Raw genomic sequence first — 19,771 nt, forward strand, 5'->3', positions numbered from 1 at the left:
TGAAGAGAAGTGCATGCGAGGAAACGACGAATGACTATTCTCTACTCGACCAGGGTCTCCGCGACCGGCGGTTCACAAGGTAGAATCCGCAGCGAGGATGGCGTCCTCGACCTGGACTTCGCCGTACCGACCGAATTGGGCGGACCGGGCGGCGCCACCAATTCCGTGCAGCTCTTAGCGGGCGGTTACGCCGCGTGCTTCGAGGATTCCCTGCTTCGCGTTGCCCTGCAGTTGGGGCACCGATTCTCCGCGGGCGACCTGACGGTGGTCGCCGAAATCGGACTGAGCTGCACCGAGCCGGAGATCTTTATCATGCACGCCAGCCTTTCCGTGACCATCGCCGGCGTTGACCAGACGACGGCCGACACACTGGTCGCCAAGGCAGACGCAATCTGCCCCTACACATATGCCTTTCGGGGAAACATCGATATCGTCAAGACGGTGACTACGTGGTGATCTACCCGCCTCGGGTCTCCTGATTGTCGCGTTCTCGCAGTCGCGACCAAAGGGGTACCGGACGGGAGGCTGGCCGGTCACCGAATGCCAGGACGTCGAGCAAGCAGAAAGCCAAGGATCCAACTCACCAAGGCACGGACGCTGCAATTCTTGAACGCTTGGGTGTTTAATGCCATCATTCCTCTGCAATCCGGGATTGTGCAATTCGTGGGTGCCCAAATGAGCGAGACACCGCTCTCCGGAAATCAGACTATCAGAGGTCGCGCCTACGGTTCGCAATTGGGCGAACGCCTCGGTTTGCCGAAGCCCCTGACTCACGTCAATCGCACGTTGAATCGGGGTTTTCTGGCTGTCACGGAATTGCAATCCCGAGCGCCGCCGCGGGATCCGACTCCGTCCTTCGGCTATGACGACGCCTATCAGGTGATTGTAAACCTAGGGCATATGAGGCTGGGACTTTGGCTGAACGATAGTTTCCTCTTGAGTGACGCCTTCCAGGCGGGGAAGACCTATATCGCCGATCTAAGACAGGAACCACGGGTCCTTATACAGGATCCTTTCCACACCGTGAATTTCTACATGCCCATCCCGACCTTGAGGGCGTATGCCGAGCAGAACGACATGCCGGTCTTTGCAGATTTTCCTCAACCTCCCAATCTTGGCCAGGACGATCCGGTGATGCGCAAACTTGCCGGGGCGGCCTTGGCCGCATTTGCCCATCGCCACCAAACGAGCGAACTGTTGCTCGACGCAATCCTCGATGCCGTTTGCGCCAATGTGCTCGGGCGGTATGGCGCCTCAAAGAGCACTGCACCCGTCCGGTTCCATGGTCTGGCGCCATGGCAGGAGCGTCGCGCCAAGGAACTTATGGACGAGCGCCTGGATGTATCAATGGCGGAACTGGCCCAGGAATGCGGTCTTTCAGCCGCCCATTTCGGTCGGGCCTTCAAGCGATCCACTGGTATTACGCCGCATCAGTGGCAACTCGGCCGTCGCATGAATCGGGCGCAGGCGCTGCTGTCGGGCTCATCCCTTCCGATTGCGGATATCGCTCTCAAGTGCGGGTTTTCGAGCCAAAGCCATTTCAATGTTGCCTTCAAGGAGAATACGGGGCTCAGTCCTGGGAACTGGCGTAGGTTGCAAGCCACAGGTCTCCGCACCGCAGACCCTCACTGAGGCGGCTCTTGCGGGCTGTCCCGGCGGAAGCCGGAAGCAAATGTCGTGTTTTTGGAACCCGCGCCTATTTTCCGGAAGACGGCTCTGCCGGATCCCCAACATGTTGCTGCTCTGGGCGTGTCAGAGCAGGCAGGGAAGGCAGGCGGGACACTATGAGTCGAATGGATCGAATGATCCCTTCGACTCATGTCGGGCTGCCACCATGCGTATTGCGGATGGCGCATATGACGGTCTCGTTTGGGAACTTTCGCCTGGACCGCGCGAGCCGCCTGCTTTTGCAGGATGGCGAACCCGTGCGCGTAGGCTCGCGCGCTTTGGATCTGCTGATCGCCCTTGTAGATCGTGCCGGAGACGTCGTCGGCAAGCACGAATTGTTGGAACTCGTATGGCAGGGGGTGGTCGTCGACGAGGCTGCCGTCAGAGTGCACCTGGCATCCCTTCGCCGCGCCCTTGGAGACGGTCGCGATGGTGCCCGATACATCGTCAATGTGGCCGGCCGGGGATATAGCTTCGTCGCGCCCATCACGCAGGATGAACCCAAGGCGCCCCCGCCGCAGGCCGGGCTTCAGGTTCGCCGATCTACAGGCAGTATGCCGCCGCCGCCGCGTCCAATTATCGGCCGAGAGCATGTCATCGACAGCCTGAGCGAACTCGTCCTGGCGCGAAGGTTTATCAGTATCGTCGGATCGGGAGGCATCGGCAAGACGACCGTGGCGGCAGCCGTTGCGGAGAAACTGCTATCCGACTTCGACGACGAGAATGTCGTCTTTGTTGATTTCGGAGCTGTTTCCGATCCGGACCTGGTTCCCGGCGCCGTCACCTCGGCGGTCGGCTGTGCGATCGGAGGGGCCGATCCGGTTGCAGAACTGCTTACTTTCCTCTCCGGCAAGCGGATGCTGATCGTCTTCGACAGTTGCGAGCATCTCGTCGACCGGACCTCACACCTGGCAGGCGAAGTTTATCAGCGCGCGCCCAGCGTCCATATGCTGATCACTTCCCGGGAGTCGTTGCGTGTCGAGGGAGAGACCGTCCATCTGCTCAGCCCCCTGGCCTACCCGACCGACGAAATGCCGACCGCCGCCGAGGCGCTGGCGACCCCGGCCGTGCAACTCTTCATGGATCGGGCAGCCTTCAGCGGACTTCATGGAGAATTGACCGACGGTGATGCGCCGGTCGTAGTCGAGATATGCCGGCGGGCCGACGGCATCGCGCTCGCCATCGAACTTGCCGCCAGCCGTGTCGGGACTTACGGCATCCGGGGTGTCGCCAGTCTGCTGGCAAATGCGGAACTGCGCCTGGTTGGCCGACGCAACGTCGTTCCGCGGCACCAGACACTGGAAGCGATGCTCGACTGGAGCTTCAATCTGCTCGCGCAGGACGAGCAGCGTATCCTTTGCCGGTTGTCCGCGTTTGTCGGCCTCTTCACGATGGAGGCTGCCGGCTCTGTCGCGGGTGATGGAGAGCAGGATGCAGAAGTCGCGGCGACGCTGGCAAGTCTTGTCGACAAGTCCCTTGTGTGGGTCCATCTCGTAGGTGAGAGCGTCTTCTATCGGCTTCCCGACATGACGCGCGCCTATGCGAGGGCCAAGCTGGACGATAGCGATGCTTCGGGATCGATCGCCGAGCGTCACGCGCGCTATTTTGCGGCCTTGTTCAAGGCAATTGCGCTGGAGCACGGCGCCTACACCGATATCGATCGCTATGTGCCGCACGTAGGCAACGTTCGCAAAGCACTGGAATGGAGTTTCTCCAGTGACGATCGGCACGCGGTCGGCGTTGAACTTGCCGCCGATTCCGCATCGCTGTTCCTTGGTCTCTGGCTGCTTGCCGAATGCAGACATTGGTCACGTCTTGCATTGGGGGACATAAAGGGCACAAGCGACAAGACGGAGCGGGAGGTGCGCTTGCTGGAAGTGCTAGCGCTCTCCTCGATGCATACACAAGGCAACTCTCAGGAGGTTCGTGCCGCCCTCGAGCGCGGGCTGGATCTCTCAGAGGCGGACGGCGGCAGGTTGACGCGGCTTCACCTCTTCGCCGGGCTGAACATCTTTCTCACCAGAGTCGGAGACTTTGAGGGCGCATTGGCAGTTGCGAAGAGATTCGATGTGATCGCTCGGGGCAGCGACTCAAGAGGCGACCATGCTATAGCTGAGTGGATGCTCGGTTCCGGTCACCATTTGGCAGGAGATCAGGTGGCTGCATGGGAGCACCATGAACGAGGCTTCCGAATCGAAGCCGATACTGGCGACTTGGATGCCGACATCTTCGGGTACAACCATCGGCTGCGCGCTTTGCTAGGACGCGCGCGCCTTCTATGGCTTCTCGGTTCACCTCGGAGCGGGTGCGAGCTTGCTCGCGCAGTCATCGACGAAAGTGCAAATGCGCGTCATCCGACGAACTATTGCATATGTGTGCTTTATTGCGTTCCTGTCCTGCTCTGGAGCGGCGATACAGAATGGTCATATACGCACATCGAGCGCGCGCTTGCGCACGCCGAACGACATTCCCTCTTCCCTTACGCAGGCGCGGCGCTGGCCTTGAAGGGAGAATGGCTTGTGATGACCGGCGAGGAATTGCCCGGAGTGGAAGATCTGCGCCGGGCGCTCCAACTGTTGCATCGCGAAAACTACGGCATCGTCGTTCCGGCGACCTTGGGGGCGCTGGCGCGAGGTCTTGTTGACTGCGGCCGGTATGACGAAGCCCGGGCCACGGTAGATGCTGCTATTTCCTCGGCGATTGAAGTGGGCCAGAAGTTCTATCTACCGGATCTGCTGCGCACCCAAGGCGAGATCCTATTGAGACAGCCTTGTCCCGATGCGGAGGCGGCTGAATTAGCTTTCCGCAGGTCCATCGAGCATGCCAAGGCTCAGGGCGCCCTCGGTTGGGAGCTGAAGGCTGCCGTTCCGTTGGCTCACCTCTTGTTTCAACAGGGACGTGACGCCGAAGCGCAGGCACTCCTGGCGCCCATCTATGACGCTCACGCGGAAAAGGACGGCACGAGGGACCTCACCGAAGCCGTGAATATATTGAGGAGAGCGCCGCGGGAACCTGATTGATCTGACCCATTCCAGTTTGCGTCTCTTTACGCCGCTTTGCGCCTCTTAGCGCCTCAAGTTCCGCCGTCCGGCCTATATTCGTGAAGACACAACCGTCCAGTGGCTAGACGATCCGATGATCGCCAGTCGGCGAGGGTCGAGTGACACCGCCACGAGACGGAGGCATGAGATGACGGGTATGGTCACACTATCCCAAGCGCAATCCCAAGGGGCCACTGGCCGCCATAGCGTCACGCTGACGGTCAATGGCGCCGTCCATGCTCTTTCCATCGACGCACGCACAAGCTTGCTCGACGCTTTGCGCGAGCACATCGGCCTGACCGGCGCCAAGAAGGGGTGCGACCATGGCCAGTGTGGCGCCTGCACCGTGCATGTCGACGGTCGCCGCATCGTTTCCTGTCTGACGCTCGCGGCGCAAGCTCAAGGCCACGAGGTCACCACGATCGAAGGCCTCGGGGGCGACGACGGCGCGCTGCATCCGATGCAGCAGGCGTTCATCGATCACGACGCGCTCCAATGCGGCTACTGCACACCCGGACAAATCATGTCCGCGGTCGCTTGTGTGCATGAAGGCCACGCCGGATCGCTCGACGACATTCGCGAATACATGAGCGGCAACCTCTGCCGCTGCGGCGCCTACGTCGGGATCGTCGCGGCGATCGAGGACGCTGCAGTCAAGATGCAGGGGTGAGCTATGCAGCAATTCGACTATATCCGTGCGGTCGATCTCGGCGATGCCCTGCAAGCCCTCGGCGGCGGCGCGAAGCTGCTCGCGGGCGGAACGACGCTCTATGACCTCATGAAGCTGCGCATCGAACGACCCGAGCAAATCGTCGATATCAACCATCTGAGCGAGCTGAGTTATTTCGACACTTCGGGAGATCGCGAACTGGTGTTCGGAGCGCTCGCGCGGATGAGCGACGTTGCGGCCGATCCCCGACTCGTGCGGGACTATCCCGCCATCTCGGAATCGCTTTGGCGGGCGGCATCCCAGCAACTGCGCAATATGGCAAGCCTCGGCGGTAATCTGTTGCAGCGAACGCGGTGTCCCTACTTTCGCGGTGGCGAGCCCTACGCTTGCAACAAGCGCCACCCAGACAGCGGCTGCGCGGCGATCGAAGGGCTCGACCGCGGGCAGGCCCTTCTCGGCGCAAGCGGAGCCTGCAGCGCGGTATATCCCGGCGACTTGGCCGCGGCACTCGTCGCCTTCGACGCTGAGGTCGACGTGGTTGGTTCCCAAGGCGCACGGTCAATTCCGGTCGAGGAACTCCACCGCGAGCCGGGCGATACACCACATATCGAGACGACGCTTGCGCCTGACGAGATCATCGTTCGGATACGTGTTCCGGCCACGCCGCTCGGCCGGGGTTCCACCTATCTCAAGGTGCGGGATCGCGAGTCCTATGCTTTCGCACTCGCCTCGGCCGCGGTCGCGCTCGTCATGGACGGCGAAGTCGTCCGCGACGCCCGCATTGCCCTGGGCGGACTTGCAACGCGACCCTGGCGTGTTCGCGCAGCCGAACGTCTGCTCATCGGGCGCCGGTTCGACGAGGACGCAGCACGCGCGGCGGGCGAAGCGGCGCTCGAGGGCGCGACACCGGGCCGCTTCAACGGCTTCCGGATCGAACTAGGCGTCCGCACCGTCGTCGACGCTCTGACGATCGCACGACAGAGGGCCTGACACCATGACCGAAATTTCCTTCCCCGATATTCTCCGTATCGACGCGCGCGACAAGGTTCGCGGCGCGCCGATCTTCGCGACTGACCGCACACGGCCAGACCTGCTGCATGCCGCGCTGGCGGTCTCAACCATCCCAAGAGGGCGCGTCTTGAACATCGATACGCAGAAGGCGCGCGGCGCAGCTGGCGTGCGCCTGACCCTCACGCATGAGGATCTGGGCGAACTCCAGCTTCCCGGTTTCCTTCTTGGAGGCTACGGCTTCCAGAATTTCCAGCCGTTGCGTTCGCCGGAAATAGCCTATCGTGGCCAACCCATCGCCATAGTGGTCGCCGATACATTCGAGGCGGCGACCGAAGCGGCCGCGCTGATCCAAGCCACATACGCCGAGGAGCCGTTTTGCCCGACGATCGGTACGCCTGGTGCGGAAATCCTCGACCAGGCCGATACCCCTCTCGCTCCGTTCCTTCATGAACCGCTGGCCGGCGACGCCGACGCGGCGTTCGCGGCGGCCCCCGTCAAGATCGACATTGAGTTTTCTTGCCCGACCCAACATCAGAATCCCATCGAGCTTGTCGCCACGGTAGCCGAGTGGGAGGGCGATAGGCTGATCATCCACGAAGGAACGCAGAACAGTGGCAGCGTCCGCCACGGCGTTGCGCAAGTGCTTTCGATCCCGGCCGCGCAAGTGGAGGTGATTTCGCCTTTCGTGGGTGGTGCCTTCGGCCAAAAAAACTCATTGCAGATGCAGACGGCGCTCGCCGCCGTGGCTGCTCGGCGCGCCGGTGCCCCCGTGAAGCTGGTCGTTCCTCGAACCCAGCTTTTCCAGGGTGCGAGCTTCCGCCCCGCCAGCCGGCATCGCATCCGGATCGGGGCGGACAGTTCAGGCACCCTGCTCGCCGGCATCCATGAGTCGGACGCTCAGACATCGCGCCACGATTTCTTTCCCGGTGAGTATGCGGCAACCAGCGCTCGCCTGTATGGCTGGGGCGCTTTTCGCGGCCGCCACCGCCTCGTGCGCACGGACACGCAGACGCCGGGCTTCATGCGTGCTCCGTTTGAACACCCGGCCTGCTTTGCCATGGAAACAGCTATCGACGAACTAGCCTACGCGATCAAAATGGATCCCGTCGACCTGCGCCTCGCCAACGATACCGCCATCGATCCGATCACCCGGCTTCCTTTCTCCTCCCACCACGCCGCCGCCTGCCTCACGCGGGGTGCCGAGCGCTTCGGCTGGTACGCACGAAGCGCCGAGCCGCAATCCATGCGCGCCGCCGACGGAGCGTTTGTCGGCTGGGGTGCCGCGCTCGGCGCCTATCCAGGCATGATGATCGCAAGCATCGTAAACCTACGCGTCAGCCACAATGGCAGCGTCGAGATCGCCCTCGGCGCCCATGAGATGGGACAGGGCATTCGAACCGTGATCGCGGCGGCTACGGGCCGCAGACTGGGAGTGTCGCCAGGCGAGATCACCGTGCTCATCGGGGACACGCGGGCAGCGCCCCAACAACCGACTGCGGGCTCCTGGGGTGCTGCCTCCGCCACCCTCGCCGCTGAAACCGCTGCAGACGCGATGCTGGAGGCGTTGGCCAAGCTTGTACCAGAAGGAACCATCAAAGGCCGGACCCCCGCGGAGATTCTCAAGGCCATCGGCCGGGCATCGCTCGAGGTAGAGACGATGGTGAAGGCGCCAGGCCAGTCTGATGAGGTGTTCGCCCTGATCCGTTCTGGCAAGATGCTGCGGGCCGGGCCGGTGTTCGAGGATCGCGTCACCTTCAGCTTCATCTCACATTTCGTTGAGGTACGAGTGGAGCCCCACCTCAAACGCATTCGCATACCCCGCGTGGTCAGCGTGGCGGACTGCGGTCGTGTAATCAGCCCGCGGACTGCGGCGAGCCAGATGCGCAGCGGCGTCGTATGGGGCATCGGCGCGGCGTTGCGGGAGGCAAGCGAAACCGATCCGCGCTACGGCGGGTTCTTGAACGCAGACCTTGCCGAATATGCGGTCCCCGTCAACGCCGACATAGGCCGGATCGACGTGGACTTCATCGACGAGCCCGACTCTCTCTTGGCCAGCGGCGTCAAGAGCCTTGGCGAGGTGTCACTCTGCGGTGTGGCGCCGGCGATCGCCAACGCCGTGTTTCACGCCACCGGCCGGCGCCTGCGCAAGCTGCCGATCCGCATCGAGGACATGATCTAGAGGTCCGACAACCCGCGTGATCGGCGCACGCCCTGAAGACCTGGCATTCCGTTCTCGGACTGTCTCATCACGCAATCAGTCCCCTCTACGAGAGGTCGGAGCACTGTCCGGCATTTGGGGATCTGCGCGAATGCCACTCTCGGGACTGCGGCCGTGACTGCCAGCAAAGCGCCGGCTGCGATGACATGACGGCGGTTCGACCGACGGGCGGCCAGTTGACAGATATTTGCAACTCTTAACTCGCGTTGCGGGAGCCGGACGCAAAGATTGCATGCGTGGAGCCGCGGACGTCTCGGACCCAAGTCGGGTCGGGAGTGGACGAGCACTGGAACCCGAGAGGACGAACCCGAAAATGAAGATCGATGTTCACGCTCATTTGTATCCCGTCGCGTACCTGGATTTGCTGGACAGCTTCGGCGGCTCAGGCGTCGGTACCGCGATCGCGCGCGGTCGCCACGCCGACCAGACGCCCGATGACCTCGACCGACGTCTGGCGATGATGAACAAGGCGGGCGTTGACGTTCAGGTCCTCTCCGTTTCGCCTCAGGATCCTTATTTTTCCAACGCGGATCAAGGGGTGAGCGCGGCGCGCCTCGCCAACGACATTCTTGCGGACGTCGTGCGACAAGGTGGAGGCCGCTTTGCCGCTTTCGCCTCTTTGCCGCTGCCACATATCGACGCCGCGATCGCCGAAATGAGACGCTGCTTCGACAAACTGGGGATGGTCGGCATTACGGTCTCAACAACCATCTTGGGTAGGCCGTTGGCTGACGCCCAGTTCGATGGCCTGTTCTCCGAACTCGATCGCCGCGAGGCCGTCGTGTTTATCCACCCTTCCGGCGTGAGCCTCGCCTCCAGCATCGTCACGAACTCACATCTCGACGGACCGATCGGCTCCCCGTTCGAGGACACGGTGTGCACCCTCCAGCTGATACAGGCGCGCGTGCCCGAGCGTTTTCCCGGAATAAAGTTCATTTCGTCGCACCTGGGCGGATGTCTCCCATTCCTGATGAAGCGCATTGACATCCAGGCGCCCGTCTTCATGCAGGGCCCGGTGTTGCCGAGCACGGAAGCGAAGCGCTTCTGGTACGACACCGTAAACGCCCATCCCGCGGCGCTTCGGTGCGCATGCGAGACATACGGGAGCGACCGCCTTCTGCTCGGGACCGACACGCCCTATTGGCAGGACAGCCTGTACCAGCTTGCAGTGGACTATGTTCGTCAGTCGGGCCTCTCCAATGAAGTTGCGGAGAGAATCTATCACGAAAACGCCTTGGCCTTGTTTGGCGCGAAGCTGTCGAAACCCCTCAATCAATCAGACGCGTAGAACCCCGATGACCTTTCGATAGGAGAGCATGTCATGAGCAGCGACTTCATCAAGACCGAGGACGGCACTGAAATCTTCTACAAGGATTGGGGTCCAAAGGACGCCCAGCCCATTCACTTTCATCACGGCTGGCCGCTGTCGGCGGACGACTGGGACAACCAGATGCTCTTCTTCCTGGCCAACGGCTATCGTGTCGTTGCCCACGACCGGCGCGGTCATGGCCGCTCCACGCAGGTGGATACCGGCAATACGATGGATCAATATGCGGCCGATGCTTCGGCCGTCGTCGAGCATCTCGATCTCAGGAACGCTATCCATATCGGCCACTCGACCGGCGGAGGCGAGGTTGCTCGCTACGTCGCACGCTATGGTCAGCCGCAGGGCCGCGTAGCCAAGGCGGTGCTGATCAGTTCGGTTCCCCCGCTCATGCTGAAAACCGAGCAGAACCCCGGCGGCACGCCAATCGAGGTCTTCGACGGCTTTCGCAAGGCTCTCGCCGCCAACCGGGCGCAGTTCTATATCGATGTCGCCTCCGGCCCGTTTTATGGCTTCAATCGCCCGGGCGCCAAGATCTCCCAGGGCATCATCGACAACTGGTGGCGTCAGGGCATGATGGGAGGCGCGCTGGCGCACTACGAAGGCATCAAAGCCTTCTCGGAAACCGACCAGACAGACGATCTGAAGGCAATCACCGTGCCGACCCTCATCCTGCAGGGCGAGGACGACCAGGTCGTGCCCTACAAGGACGCTTCGGTGCTCCAGCATAAGCTGATCAAGGGAAGCACACTGAAGCTTTACCCCGGCTACCCGCACGGCGCCTTTACGATCCACGCCGATGTCATGAATCCCGATATGCTCGCCTTCATCAAGAGCTGAGCCGCGTGCGGGGCGGGTGCGAGCGTCCGCACCCGCCCCGCACAACCAACGTCATCCGCGGCAGTCCATGACCATCGACCACATCGAAACCGAACCGCCGCGTCCATCAAGGCAGCAACACGGGGATTGGGGAAACGACCATGAGCATCTCCGAGCGGAAATCCCGCCACGTCGCATCTCTGGCGCGCCTGACGCCGCGTTTTGAAAATCAGGAAGGCTCGGTCAGCTGCGTGGATTCCAGCGATCTGCCGATCCTGCGTCGGCTTTCCATCCGGCGCCTGCTTCTAGAAGTACACGGCGTACGCGAGCCGCACTGGCACGCCAACGCCCATGAACTCGGGTATTGTGTGCGCGGCGAGGCCCTGGTCACAATCGCCGGCAATCATGCCCAGCGCGAAAGCTTCACAGTCGCCGCCGGCGAGATGTTCTTTGTTCAATCCGGCGCCATGCATGCCATCGAAAACATAGGCGACGCCGCCGCGGAATTCGTTCTGGCGTTTTCACATGAGAAACCCGAGGACTTTGGAATGAAATCCGCCTTCGGGGCGATGTCGGATGCGGTGCTTGGAAACACGTACGACCTCCCTGCCGCGGCATTTGCCGGCTTCGACCGCTTGGCCCGCGGCAGCGAGATACTGAGCATTCCCCGCACCACCAAGGTCGAGGCCCAGGCCCGCCACGTGAACCCCTACAAATACAGCATCGAGGCGATGCCACCGCAGATCGATTTTCCGGCCGGCACGGCGCGCACCGCGCGTGCGCCGCTGTGGCCCGTCCTGCGCGACATCGCGATGTATTCGGTCACCATCACCCGCGAAGGGATGCGCGAACCCCATTGGCACCCGGAAACGGCCGAGATGGGATTCGTCGCCGCAGGCATGGCTCGCATGACTATCCTCGATCCCGACGGAAGCACCGACACCTACATCATCGGGCCGGGCGACACCTATTTCATCCCGCGTGCGTACCCTCATCACATCGAGAATGTCGGCGAGGAGACGGTCCACCTCCTCATCTTCTTCGACCAGGCCTCGCCAGGCGACGTCGGCTACAGATCGCTGATCGACATGTTCCCCGGCGGCGTCGTCGCCGCCGCTCTCGGGATACGGGAAGACGACCTGCCGGCCTTTCCCTTCACCGAAATCGACCCGTTGCTGGTGGCGCGCTGCAACCCAATTGATCCGGTTCCTTGAAATTCTAGCGCGCCCGCAGGCGAGCTTGAAGATTGCCCAGGAGAGGAACTGTCGGGCAACGAACCCACGGAGATATCCATGAATGTCGTGATCCATCCCGCAAGCTTGAAAGCGGACGCTTCGCGTCCGGTCACTTTGCCATCGGAAAGACCAGGCATGTCGCCCGTGCGTCGCGTGTTGTTCGCCGCCGCCGGGGTCGCGGCACTTGGCGTTGGGGCATGGCTCGGCTGGGAATACTGGACGGTCTGGAGCTTCGAGGAAACGACAGACGACGCCTATGTTCAGGCCGACATCGTCGCCATCGCGCCGCAGGTGGCAGGATATCTTGCTAGCGTTGTTGTTTCCGACAACCAGCATGTCAAGGTTGGCGATATCCTGGCCACGATTGATCCTCGCGACTATCAGGCGGCCGTCGACCAGGCCAAGGCCGACGTTGCCGGAGCCGAGGCTGCCGTCGAGAGCATCCAGGCGCAACTGGGGGAGCAGCAGGCCCTGATCGAGGAGGCGACCGCCACCCTCGATGCCGACCGGGCGGCCGAGACCTATGCCCAGCAGAACAACAAGCGTTTCGGCACGCTCGCCGGCACGGGCTACGGCTCGGTCCAGAATGCCGAGCAGGCGGCCTCCCAGATCGCGGTGGCCTCGGCGATGGTCGCCAAGGACAAGGCAGCGCTCGATGCCGCGCAGGCGCAGGTCGGCACCCTCAATGCTCAGCTCGCAGGCGCCAGAGCCACGCTGCAGCACAACAAGGCCGCGCAGACGCAGGCTGAATTGAACCTTGGCTATACGGTGTTGCGGGCGCCGGTCGACGGCGCGGTCGGCATGCGCCAGCTGAGAGTCGGCCTCTACGTCCAGCCCGGCACGCAACTGCTCGCGGTCGTGCCGTTGGCAAATACGTATGTCGTCGCCAACTACAAGGAAACTCAGCTCGCCGATGTCGAGCCCGGCCAGCCCGTTCGGATCGATGTCGACACTTTCGCGGGCACTCCCGTGCGAGGCACCGTCGAAAGCATCGCACCGGCGAGCGGACAGGAATTCTCGCTGCTGCCGCCTGACAACGCAACGGGCAACTTCACCAAGATAGTCCAGCGCATACCGGTCAAGATCGCCATCGATCGGACGGATCCTCTGGCGAGACGACTGCTGCCGGGCATGTCCGTAACCACCACCATCGAAGTCGGCCACTCTCCTTCGGCCAAGTAAGGGCGCAGGTTTCATGTCCGGCTCCGAACAGTCCAGCGCGCCGCCGGAGCAACGGAACGCCAGCTTCCGGGAATGGGTATCCGTCTTCGGATGCATGCTCGGCGCGCTGATCGCCGTCCTCGACATCCAGATCACCAACTCTTCGCTGCCGGAGATCGAAGGCGGCATCGGAACGGGCGCCGACAACGGGACGTGGATTTCCACCGCTTACCTGATCGGCGAGATCATCATGATCCCGCTGACAGACTATTTCAGCCGCGTCTTCACCGTGCGCCGCTTCCTGCTTACGAGCGTCTGGCTGTTCCTTCTCTTTTCTGTCGCCTGCGCCTTCGCGACCAGTCTTCCCGAGATGATCGTGCTGCGCGGCATGCAGGGCTTCTGGGGCGGCGTGTTCATCCCTCTGGCGTTTGCACGCGTGCTGACCACATTGCCCAGGCGCCAGCAGCCGGCGGGGCTCGCTGTCTTCGCGATGACCGCGACCTTCGGACCCTCCATCGGCCCCACGATCGGCGGCTATCTGACGGAGAACTACGGATGGCAGTACATCTTTCTGGTCAATCTGGTCCCGGGCGCCGTGATGCTGACGCTGCTCTATCCGACGCTCGAACGGCAGAGCATGAATCTCGGTTTGCTTAGACATGGCGACTGGTGGGGCATTGCCTTCATGGCGATCGGCCTTGCCTGCCTCCAGACGGTCCTTGACGAGGGCAACACCGACGACTGGTTCGGCTCGCCGCTTATCGTGCGCCTTTCCATCATCGCGGGTGTCGCACTCGCAATTTTCGTCGCAATCGAGCTCAGGAGCCACAACCCGGCGGTTCACCTCAGGCTTCTCGGCCATCGCAACTTCGCGCTCGGCACGCTGGCCAATATCGCTGTAGGGGTCGCGCTGTACGGTTCGGTCTATGTGCTGCCGGCCTATCTGCAGGAGATTCAGGGCTACAATGCCGAGCAGGTTGGCCTGGTGCTGGCATGGGTAGGCCTGCCGCAGCTCCTGATCATACCGTTCGTGCCCTTGCTGCAGAAGCACTTCGACGCGCGCGCCATCGTCGTTGCCGGCCTGTTGGTCTTCGCCGCCAGTTGCTTCATGAACATTCATCTTAGCGCAGACAGCGGGGCCGACCAGTTCATGTCGTCCAACATCGTTCGCGCGCTTGGTCAGGCGGTTGTGCTGGCGCCGCTTGCGGGCATCGCCCTCATAGGCATTCCGAAGGAGATGTCGGGCGCGGCGTCAGGCGTATTCAACATGATGCGCAACCTGGGAGGCGCGGTCGGCACGGCGGCGCTCGCCACAGTCATCACCAAGCGCGAACAATTCCATTCCAACATCGTTGGACAGTCAGTCACGGCCTATGACGCCAACGTCGAGCAATTCCTCGCGGAAGCGCAACACAGGTTCCTGCAGCAGGGAACCGGTGACCCAGCCCTTGCCCGTCATCAGGCCGAGGTTCTCCTGGGCACGCTGGTCGAGCAGCAATCCCTGGTCATGGCCTTTTCGGACACGTTTCTCGTGCTGGGATGCATTCTACTCGTAGCGGCGGTAGCGGTGGTCTTCACGCGCAGCCGCGAGCCGGTCAGCTCAACCTGACGATCACGCAAATATGCCGCGAACCAATTTGGCTTTGTGGTTTTGGCGCCAGACTTTGAAGCTTGCCCAACGTCGAGCCTCGGCTGGACGTTATACGGCCGCAGGTTGAGCGCTGCCCTCGTGAGCAACGCTCAACCTTCATTTCGGAAGTGCGGCCGCCGACAACGGGCGTTCTCACACTATTTACTCGAAATCTGCCGGATTTGGCGACGTGGCTTTGCCTGAACCAGATCCTCAGCGCTTACGCCAGTCATCACTTGAAGATATCAAGTGGGCAAAGTGCATAGCTAACTATTTGGTAAACAAAGAGAAATTGGCGCACCGCACCGGGTGATGATGAGAACTATGTCTACGCTATAGCACTCTAAGGCCCTTCTCGGAGCAGATAGAGGAGATCTGTCCCGCCTCACATGCTGGTTTGCGACTATGGAGGACGGCCGAGCGTGACCTGGCGCAGGTTGTAGGAATGAGTATCGGCGGGCGATACCATCTGAAAGTGGTATGGATATGTTTAGCCGGCCAGTCGGCTTTCCGTGACACTGGCCCGCGACCCTCAGAATATGATAGCTCGCGGCAAGGAAGCCGGTGCTGATTTATCAAGCGGCCCCGCAGGCGGCGGAATAGTCAGAGCCATCGGCGAACCTCGGCCTTGTAGCGGCGGTAGTCGTCGCCGAACTTCGCTTCGAGATAGCGCTCCTCGCGGACGATCACCTGCGTCTGGATCGCGATCAGCACCAACGGGAGCAAGGCGAAGGCGATCGGCCCGTCGAACCCGATCGCAAGGCCGGCATAGATAAGCGCCATGCCGAGATACATGGGATTGCGGGTCCACCGATAGGGACCGGTCGTTGCGATGAGGGTCGTTGGCTGCGACGGCCGAACGTTGGTGCCCAACCGCCGGAACAGCCCCGCCGCCGCAAGCATCACCGCCGCGCCGGCAACGAACAGCAGCGCGCCCGTCGCGACCAGCAACCGCCAGTCGATGCCGAAAGAGCGCAGGGTGACGAACCGCTCCGCCGCCAGCCCCAAAAGCAGCGCTCCCAGATAGATGACGGGCGGAGGGAAGCGCACAGCCGCGCTGTCCGGTTCGACGGCCATGCTCATCTCCAATATATGCTCTCAAACCAGCATCGACTGCTGGCGAAGATTCCCGCCGTCGCGCCTTGCCATATTTCCGGAGTCAGGCCGTGCAGAAGCCGGGGACGGCGACCTTCTGGAACAGGTGCGGGCTGGCCACGACGGATGAAGGATATGCTGGAAGTTTCGCGAGGAACTCGGGATCAGTGAAGGCGGCGCGGACCGCCTCGGTGGATTCCCACACCACATAGTTCAGGTAAGTCGGGCTATCGCCGATCGCTCGATGTAGTTGCATGGAAATGAAGCCCGGTTGCTTCGTTATGATCTCGGCAGCCGCCTTGAAAGCGTCCAGGAAACCCGCTTCGTCGGCGGGATCGACGACCGTAAAAAGGTTGATGAGTACGAGAGGCGCGGCCGCGATACCGAGTTGGCGGTCAAACGGAAATTTCTCGTCTAGAGGTTTGAATGGTTTTATGGCAGCCATGGTGGCGCTCCTGTCTATTGTGAAATTGAGCTGGGGTGATCGATGCTGCTTGCACTCAAGCGAGCATCGACTGCTGAGCGAAGATACCCGCCATCGCGCCTTGCCATGTTGCCGTGGTGACCGAGGGGATGCCGGGGTTGGCAAGGTCACCGGCGGCGTAGATGCCTGGCATGCTGGTTTCGCGGCGCTCGTCGGTCTTGAGGGCGATGCCGGTTGGCGTATTGACCGTGGCGAGGCCCAATGAGTCATGAAGGCTTGCGGACGGCTTGGTACGCGGATGCGCGAACAGGATGTCGACCGCGACATCGGGGCCGGTATCGAGCTTGATAGTGGCATTGTGATCCCCGTGACGGGCGATCCCGGTGATCCGGCCATCAACGAGAGGTACCTGGCGGCCCGCCAGATCGGCCCGTATGTCGGGGGTGATGTCGTGACCATTGCCGAAGACAGTCAACCTGTCGGTCCAATCGTGAAACAGCCTGACCTGATTCATCGACTGCGGGCCAGACCAGACGAGGCCCCAATGCTGGTCAGCAACTTCGAAGCCGTCGCAATAGGGGCACGGGATGACGGATGTGCCCCAGTTTTCAGCATAGCCCGGAACATCAGGCATCTGGTCAACAACGCCGTAGCTCAGGATCACGCGGCGCGCACTTAGGGTTTCGCCGTCGCCAGTGAGGACGGAGAAATTGTCGATGGTACCGGAGATGTTGTCGGCGCGGGCATTGACCATTTTGATCGCAGGATAGCGCGCGAGTTGCTGCCGCGCCTCGGTCAGGATGGCCGATGGTGGCTTGTCATCGTGGCCGAGCACACCGTGCGAGCGGCCGGCGAAGCGGTTGCGCGGCAGGCCGGTATCGAGAACGGTGACCTTGCGGCGGGCGCGGCCGAGCTGAAGCGCAGCTGCGAGGCCGGCAAAGCTGCCGCCGATGATGATGACGTCATCCATGGTGATAGGCTCCTTGTTGTGGATGTAAGAGGATGGGCCGGACTTGGCGGTGGCCGGGGCGCGGGCGATGCCGATGGCGGAAAGCGCCGCGGCCAGCTTCAGCAGGGTTCGTCGTTGCATGGATCTCTCGTATTTCAGGCCGTCGATCGTCCGACAAATGCGCTTGCACATTTCGGATACTGCATGGTATCGTAATACGAGAATTACGATACTGTCAAGGACTGGAATTGTCGTGACCGAAAACAGACAGGGCCGGCGCGGCCGGCCCGCCAACGAGGCGCTTGGCCAAACGATCGTCGACACCGCGGGCGAACTTTTCGCAGAACTGGGTTTTCAAGCGACGACATTGGACAAGGTTGCCCAGCGAGCGAAGATATCCAAGCTCAGCATCTATCGGCACTTCGAGAATAAGGAGGCGCTGTTCAGCGCGGCCATCGCGGCCGGCTGCCATCAGTTGTTTGCACCACAGGCCCTTGTTGAAGGCGTCGACGGTTCGGTCAAAGATCAGCTCATGGCGGTGGGATTATCACTGCTTCGCACGCTGTTGAGATCAGACGTCCGCAGTGTCGAAGCCATGGTCATGGCCGACAAGACGAACCAAAAGTCGCTAAGCAAGCTCCATTACGAAGCCGGCCCCGCCCATGTCATCGCCCAAATCGAGGCCCTGTTGCGTCAGTTGCACACGAAGGCGCTTCTGAACGTGCCCGATCCTCTCCGGTCAGCCCGCTTGTTTGCGGCGCTGTTCAAAGGATCCGATCTCCTAATTATCGCACGTTTCGATGAGGCGAGAGCAGAGGACGACAACGAAATCGAATCTTATTGTCGGTCTGCCGTCGCCATGTTCATCGCCGCGCACGGTGGCAGCGATCACGCGGGGGATAGCCTGGGACTTGCATGAATTTTGAATGCTCCATTGACATCAACGCGAATATTATCATTGGCAGCGGGCTGACCGGCGGAGTAACCGCTACCCCCCATCGGCAAAATAGATGGCGCATAGAAGCCACTCAAAACCCATACCGGTGCATGCGGCGGGTAAAAAAGACCGTTCGACCGGAAGCGATTCGAACTCTTCTGCCGCCAAACACCGCCATTTGTATGTCTTTCCGTCCGGCGGTTGTTCACCGCTCTTACCGTAGGCGCAGTTTCGGAGGTTATCGGCGGCAATAGAGGGCAATCTGCGGAGTTTGGCGCACCCGACAGGATTCGAACCTGTGACCTCTGCCTTCGGAGGGCAGCGCTCTATCCAGCTGAGCTACGGGTGCTTTCAGGATCGGCGATCCGGAAAACGAACCAGCCGGTAAACCGGCAAGCCATGGCTTCTTAGCGGAAGCGGAGGCGGGCTTCAACGGTCAATTGGGATGGCTTCCTTAGGGCATAGCGCGACCCCACCCGGCCGCGTCACCTTTCGCCACCCGTCTCCGTCCCGCCCGCTTCGGTTTCTTCGCCCCCGCCAGCTCGTGCATCGCATCCAGTTGCATCTCTGCCAACCGCGTCCATTGCCGCGAGATCAAATAGCCGAGCTTTCCGTGGGTGCCGCGCTTCCAGCTCTTCTCCGATTGTCTATGGACCCGGCAAACCAGGTGGCGGCAAACCGGGGGGTGGCGAAGCGGTCTGCTGCTGCCCGGCGTACATCAGCCTCGTTTTCGTATCCGCCGCCATCGGCGAGAGACTCCGCTGGATCAGTGCCTCGACATGGTCGTTGCGCTGGCGTGCGCTGTCGGCGCCCATCACCACGATGATGAGCCGGCGTCCGTCGGCCTCGTAGGAGGTGACGATGTTGAAGCCGGAGGCCCTGATATAGCCGGTCTTGATGCCGTTGACGCCGCGCACGCGGCCGAGCATGTCGTTATGGCCGCGCACCAGCCGGCCGCGGAACATGAAGTCGCTTTCGGAGAAATAGTGGAACTGCTGCGGGAAGCGGGCGCGGAGCGCCATACCGAGCACCGCCATGTCGCGCGCCGTGGTGTGCTGGTCGCCGTCCGGCAGGCCCGAAGCGTTGTGGAAGACGGTGTTGCGCATGCCGAGCTGGCGGGCTTTAGCCGTCATTGCGCCGGCGAATGCGTCTTCGCTGCCGCCGAGATATTCGGCGACCGCGACCGCCACGTCGTTCGCCGATTTGACGACGATCGCCCGGATCGCCGAATCGACATCGATCGTCTCGCCGCGCCTGAAGCGCAGCTTGGTCGGCGGCTGCCTGGCGGCATTGTCCGAGACCGGGATCTGCGTCTCTTTGCTGACGCGGCCTGAATCCAGCGCCTCGAAGAGCAGGTAGAGCGTCATCATCTTGGTCAGCGACGCCGGGTAGCGCGGCGCCGTCGAATTCACCTCGAACAGCGTCTGGCCGGTTCTGGCGTCGACGACGATTGCAGCATATTTTTGTGGCGCCGCCGGCACCGCCAGTATGGTCTCGGGCGGTGTCGTCGTGCAGGCAGCGCCGAACGCCAGCAGTGCGAACGCCGCGACAAATCTGAGGATAAGCGGAAAGAGACGCGGTTTGAACAA

General features: G+C 61.9%; 16 protein-coding genes and 1 tRNA gene. 12 read left to right on the plus strand and 5 right to left on the minus strand.

Going from position 1 to position 19,771, the window contains the following annotated elements:
• Nucleotides 1-30: 30 nt before the first annotated feature.
• The 11 genes from CN311_RS01910 to CN311_RS01960 all read left to right on the plus strand — a co-directional run bounded on the left by CN311_RS01910 (nt 31) and on the right by CN311_RS01960 (nt 14,756).
• Nucleotides 31-456: an Ohr family peroxiredoxin gene (locus tag CN311_RS01910; protein WP_097571741.1), complete on the plus strand. Its 426-nt coding sequence runs from the start codon at nt 31-33 to the stop codon at nt 454-456.
• Between the two features lie 219 nt (nt 457-675).
• Nucleotides 676-1,632 (plus strand): helix-turn-helix transcriptional regulator, encoded by a 957-nt coding sequence (locus CN311_RS01915; RefSeq protein WP_165779551.1) that lies wholly within the window; start codon nt 676-678, stop codon nt 1,630-1,632.
• A gap of 224 nt (nt 1,633-1,856) precedes the next feature.
• Entirely contained in the window at nt 1,857-4,688 is a 2,832-nt protein-coding gene (locus tag CN311_RS01920) for an ATP-binding protein (protein WP_165779552.1), read from the plus strand.
• A gap of 115 nt (nt 4,689-4,803) precedes the next feature.
• Entirely contained in the window at nt 4,804-5,379 is a 576-nt protein-coding gene (locus tag CN311_RS01925) for a (2Fe-2S)-binding protein (protein WP_097571744.1), read from the plus strand.
• 3 nt (nt 5,380-5,382) lie between these two features.
• On the plus strand, nt 5,383-6,369 hold the full coding sequence (locus tag CN311_RS01930; RefSeq protein WP_097571745.1) for an FAD binding domain-containing protein: 987 nt from the start codon (nt 5,383-5,385) through the stop codon (nt 6,367-6,369).
• Between the two features lie 4 nt (nt 6,370-6,373).
• Nucleotides 6,374-8,569, plus strand: a complete 2,196-nt coding sequence (locus CN311_RS01935) for a xanthine dehydrogenase family protein molybdopterin-binding subunit (RefSeq protein ID WP_097571746.1) — start codon at nt 6,374-6,376, stop codon at nt 8,567-8,569.
• 352 nt (nt 8,570-8,921) lie between these two features.
• On the plus strand, nt 8,922-9,896 hold the full coding sequence (locus CN311_RS01940) for an amidohydrolase family protein (protein WP_165779553.1): 975 nt from the start codon (nt 8,922-8,924) through the stop codon (nt 9,894-9,896).
• 33 nt (nt 9,897-9,929) lie between these two features.
• A complete protein-coding gene (locus CN311_RS01945) occupies nt 9,930-10,772 on the plus strand; it encodes an alpha/beta fold hydrolase (protein ID WP_097571748.1) in 843 nt (280 codons plus the stop codon).
• Nucleotides 10,773-10,912: 140 nt separating this feature from the next.
• The gene (locus CN311_RS01950; RefSeq protein ID WP_097571749.1) at nt 10,913-11,965 is read left to right on the plus strand and encodes a cupin domain-containing protein; all 1,053 of its coding nucleotides are present in this window, start codon (nt 10,913-10,915) and stop codon (nt 11,963-11,965) included.
• A 78-nt stretch (nt 11,966-12,043) separates the two neighbouring features.
• Nucleotides 12,044-13,168 carry an HlyD family secretion protein gene (locus CN311_RS01955; RefSeq protein WP_097571750.1) on the plus strand — a complete coding sequence of 375 codons (1,125 nt, stop codon included), beginning with the start codon at nt 12,044-12,046 and terminating at the stop codon, nt 13,166-13,168.
• Between the two features lie 13 nt (nt 13,169-13,181).
• Entirely contained in the window at nt 13,182-14,756 is a 1,575-nt protein-coding gene (locus CN311_RS01960; RefSeq protein ID WP_097571751.1) for an MDR family MFS transporter, read from the plus strand.
• A 624-nt stretch (nt 14,757-15,380) separates the two neighbouring features.
• Here the strand turns inward: CN311_RS01960 and CN311_RS01965 are convergent.
• From CN311_RS01965 to CN311_RS01975, 3 genes are all read right to left on the minus strand, one after another.
• On the minus strand, nt 15,381-15,854 hold the full coding sequence (locus CN311_RS01965; RefSeq protein WP_097571811.1) for a methyltransferase family protein: 474 nt from the start codon (nt 15,852-15,854) through the stop codon (nt 15,381-15,383).
• Nucleotides 15,855-15,936: 82 nt separating this feature from the next.
• Nucleotides 15,937-16,317: an antibiotic biosynthesis monooxygenase family protein gene (locus CN311_RS01970; protein ID WP_097571752.1), complete on the minus strand. Its 381-nt coding sequence runs from the start codon at nt 16,315-16,317 to the stop codon at nt 15,937-15,939.
• 55 nt (nt 16,318-16,372) lie between these two features.
• Entirely contained in the window at nt 16,373-17,266 is an 894-nt protein-coding gene (locus CN311_RS01975; RefSeq protein WP_208866401.1) for an NAD(P)/FAD-dependent oxidoreductase, read from the minus strand.
• 232 nt (nt 17,267-17,498) lie between these two features.
• Here CN311_RS01975 and CN311_RS01980 point away from each other — a divergent pair, with 232 nt between their 5' ends.
• A complete protein-coding gene (locus CN311_RS01980) occupies nt 17,499-18,164 on the plus strand; it encodes a TetR/AcrR family transcriptional regulator (protein WP_097571753.1) in 666 nt (221 codons plus the stop codon).
• Nucleotides 18,165-18,454: 290 nt separating this feature from the next.
• On the opposite strand, the gene CN311_RS01985 is transcribed toward CN311_RS01980, so the two are convergent.
• Nucleotides 18,455-18,531 (minus strand) — tRNA-Arg (locus CN311_RS01985).
• A gap of 298 nt (nt 18,532-18,829) precedes the next feature.
• Entirely contained in the window at nt 18,830-19,771 is a 942-nt protein-coding gene (locus CN311_RS01995; RefSeq protein WP_097571754.1) for a D-alanyl-D-alanine carboxypeptidase family protein, read from the minus strand.

The sequence above is a fragment of the Mesorhizobium sanjuanii genome (genome assembly GCF_002529485.1).
In the GTDB taxonomy this organism is placed as follows: domain Bacteria; phylum Pseudomonadota; class Alphaproteobacteria; order Rhizobiales; family Rhizobiaceae; genus Mesorhizobium; species Mesorhizobium sanjuanii.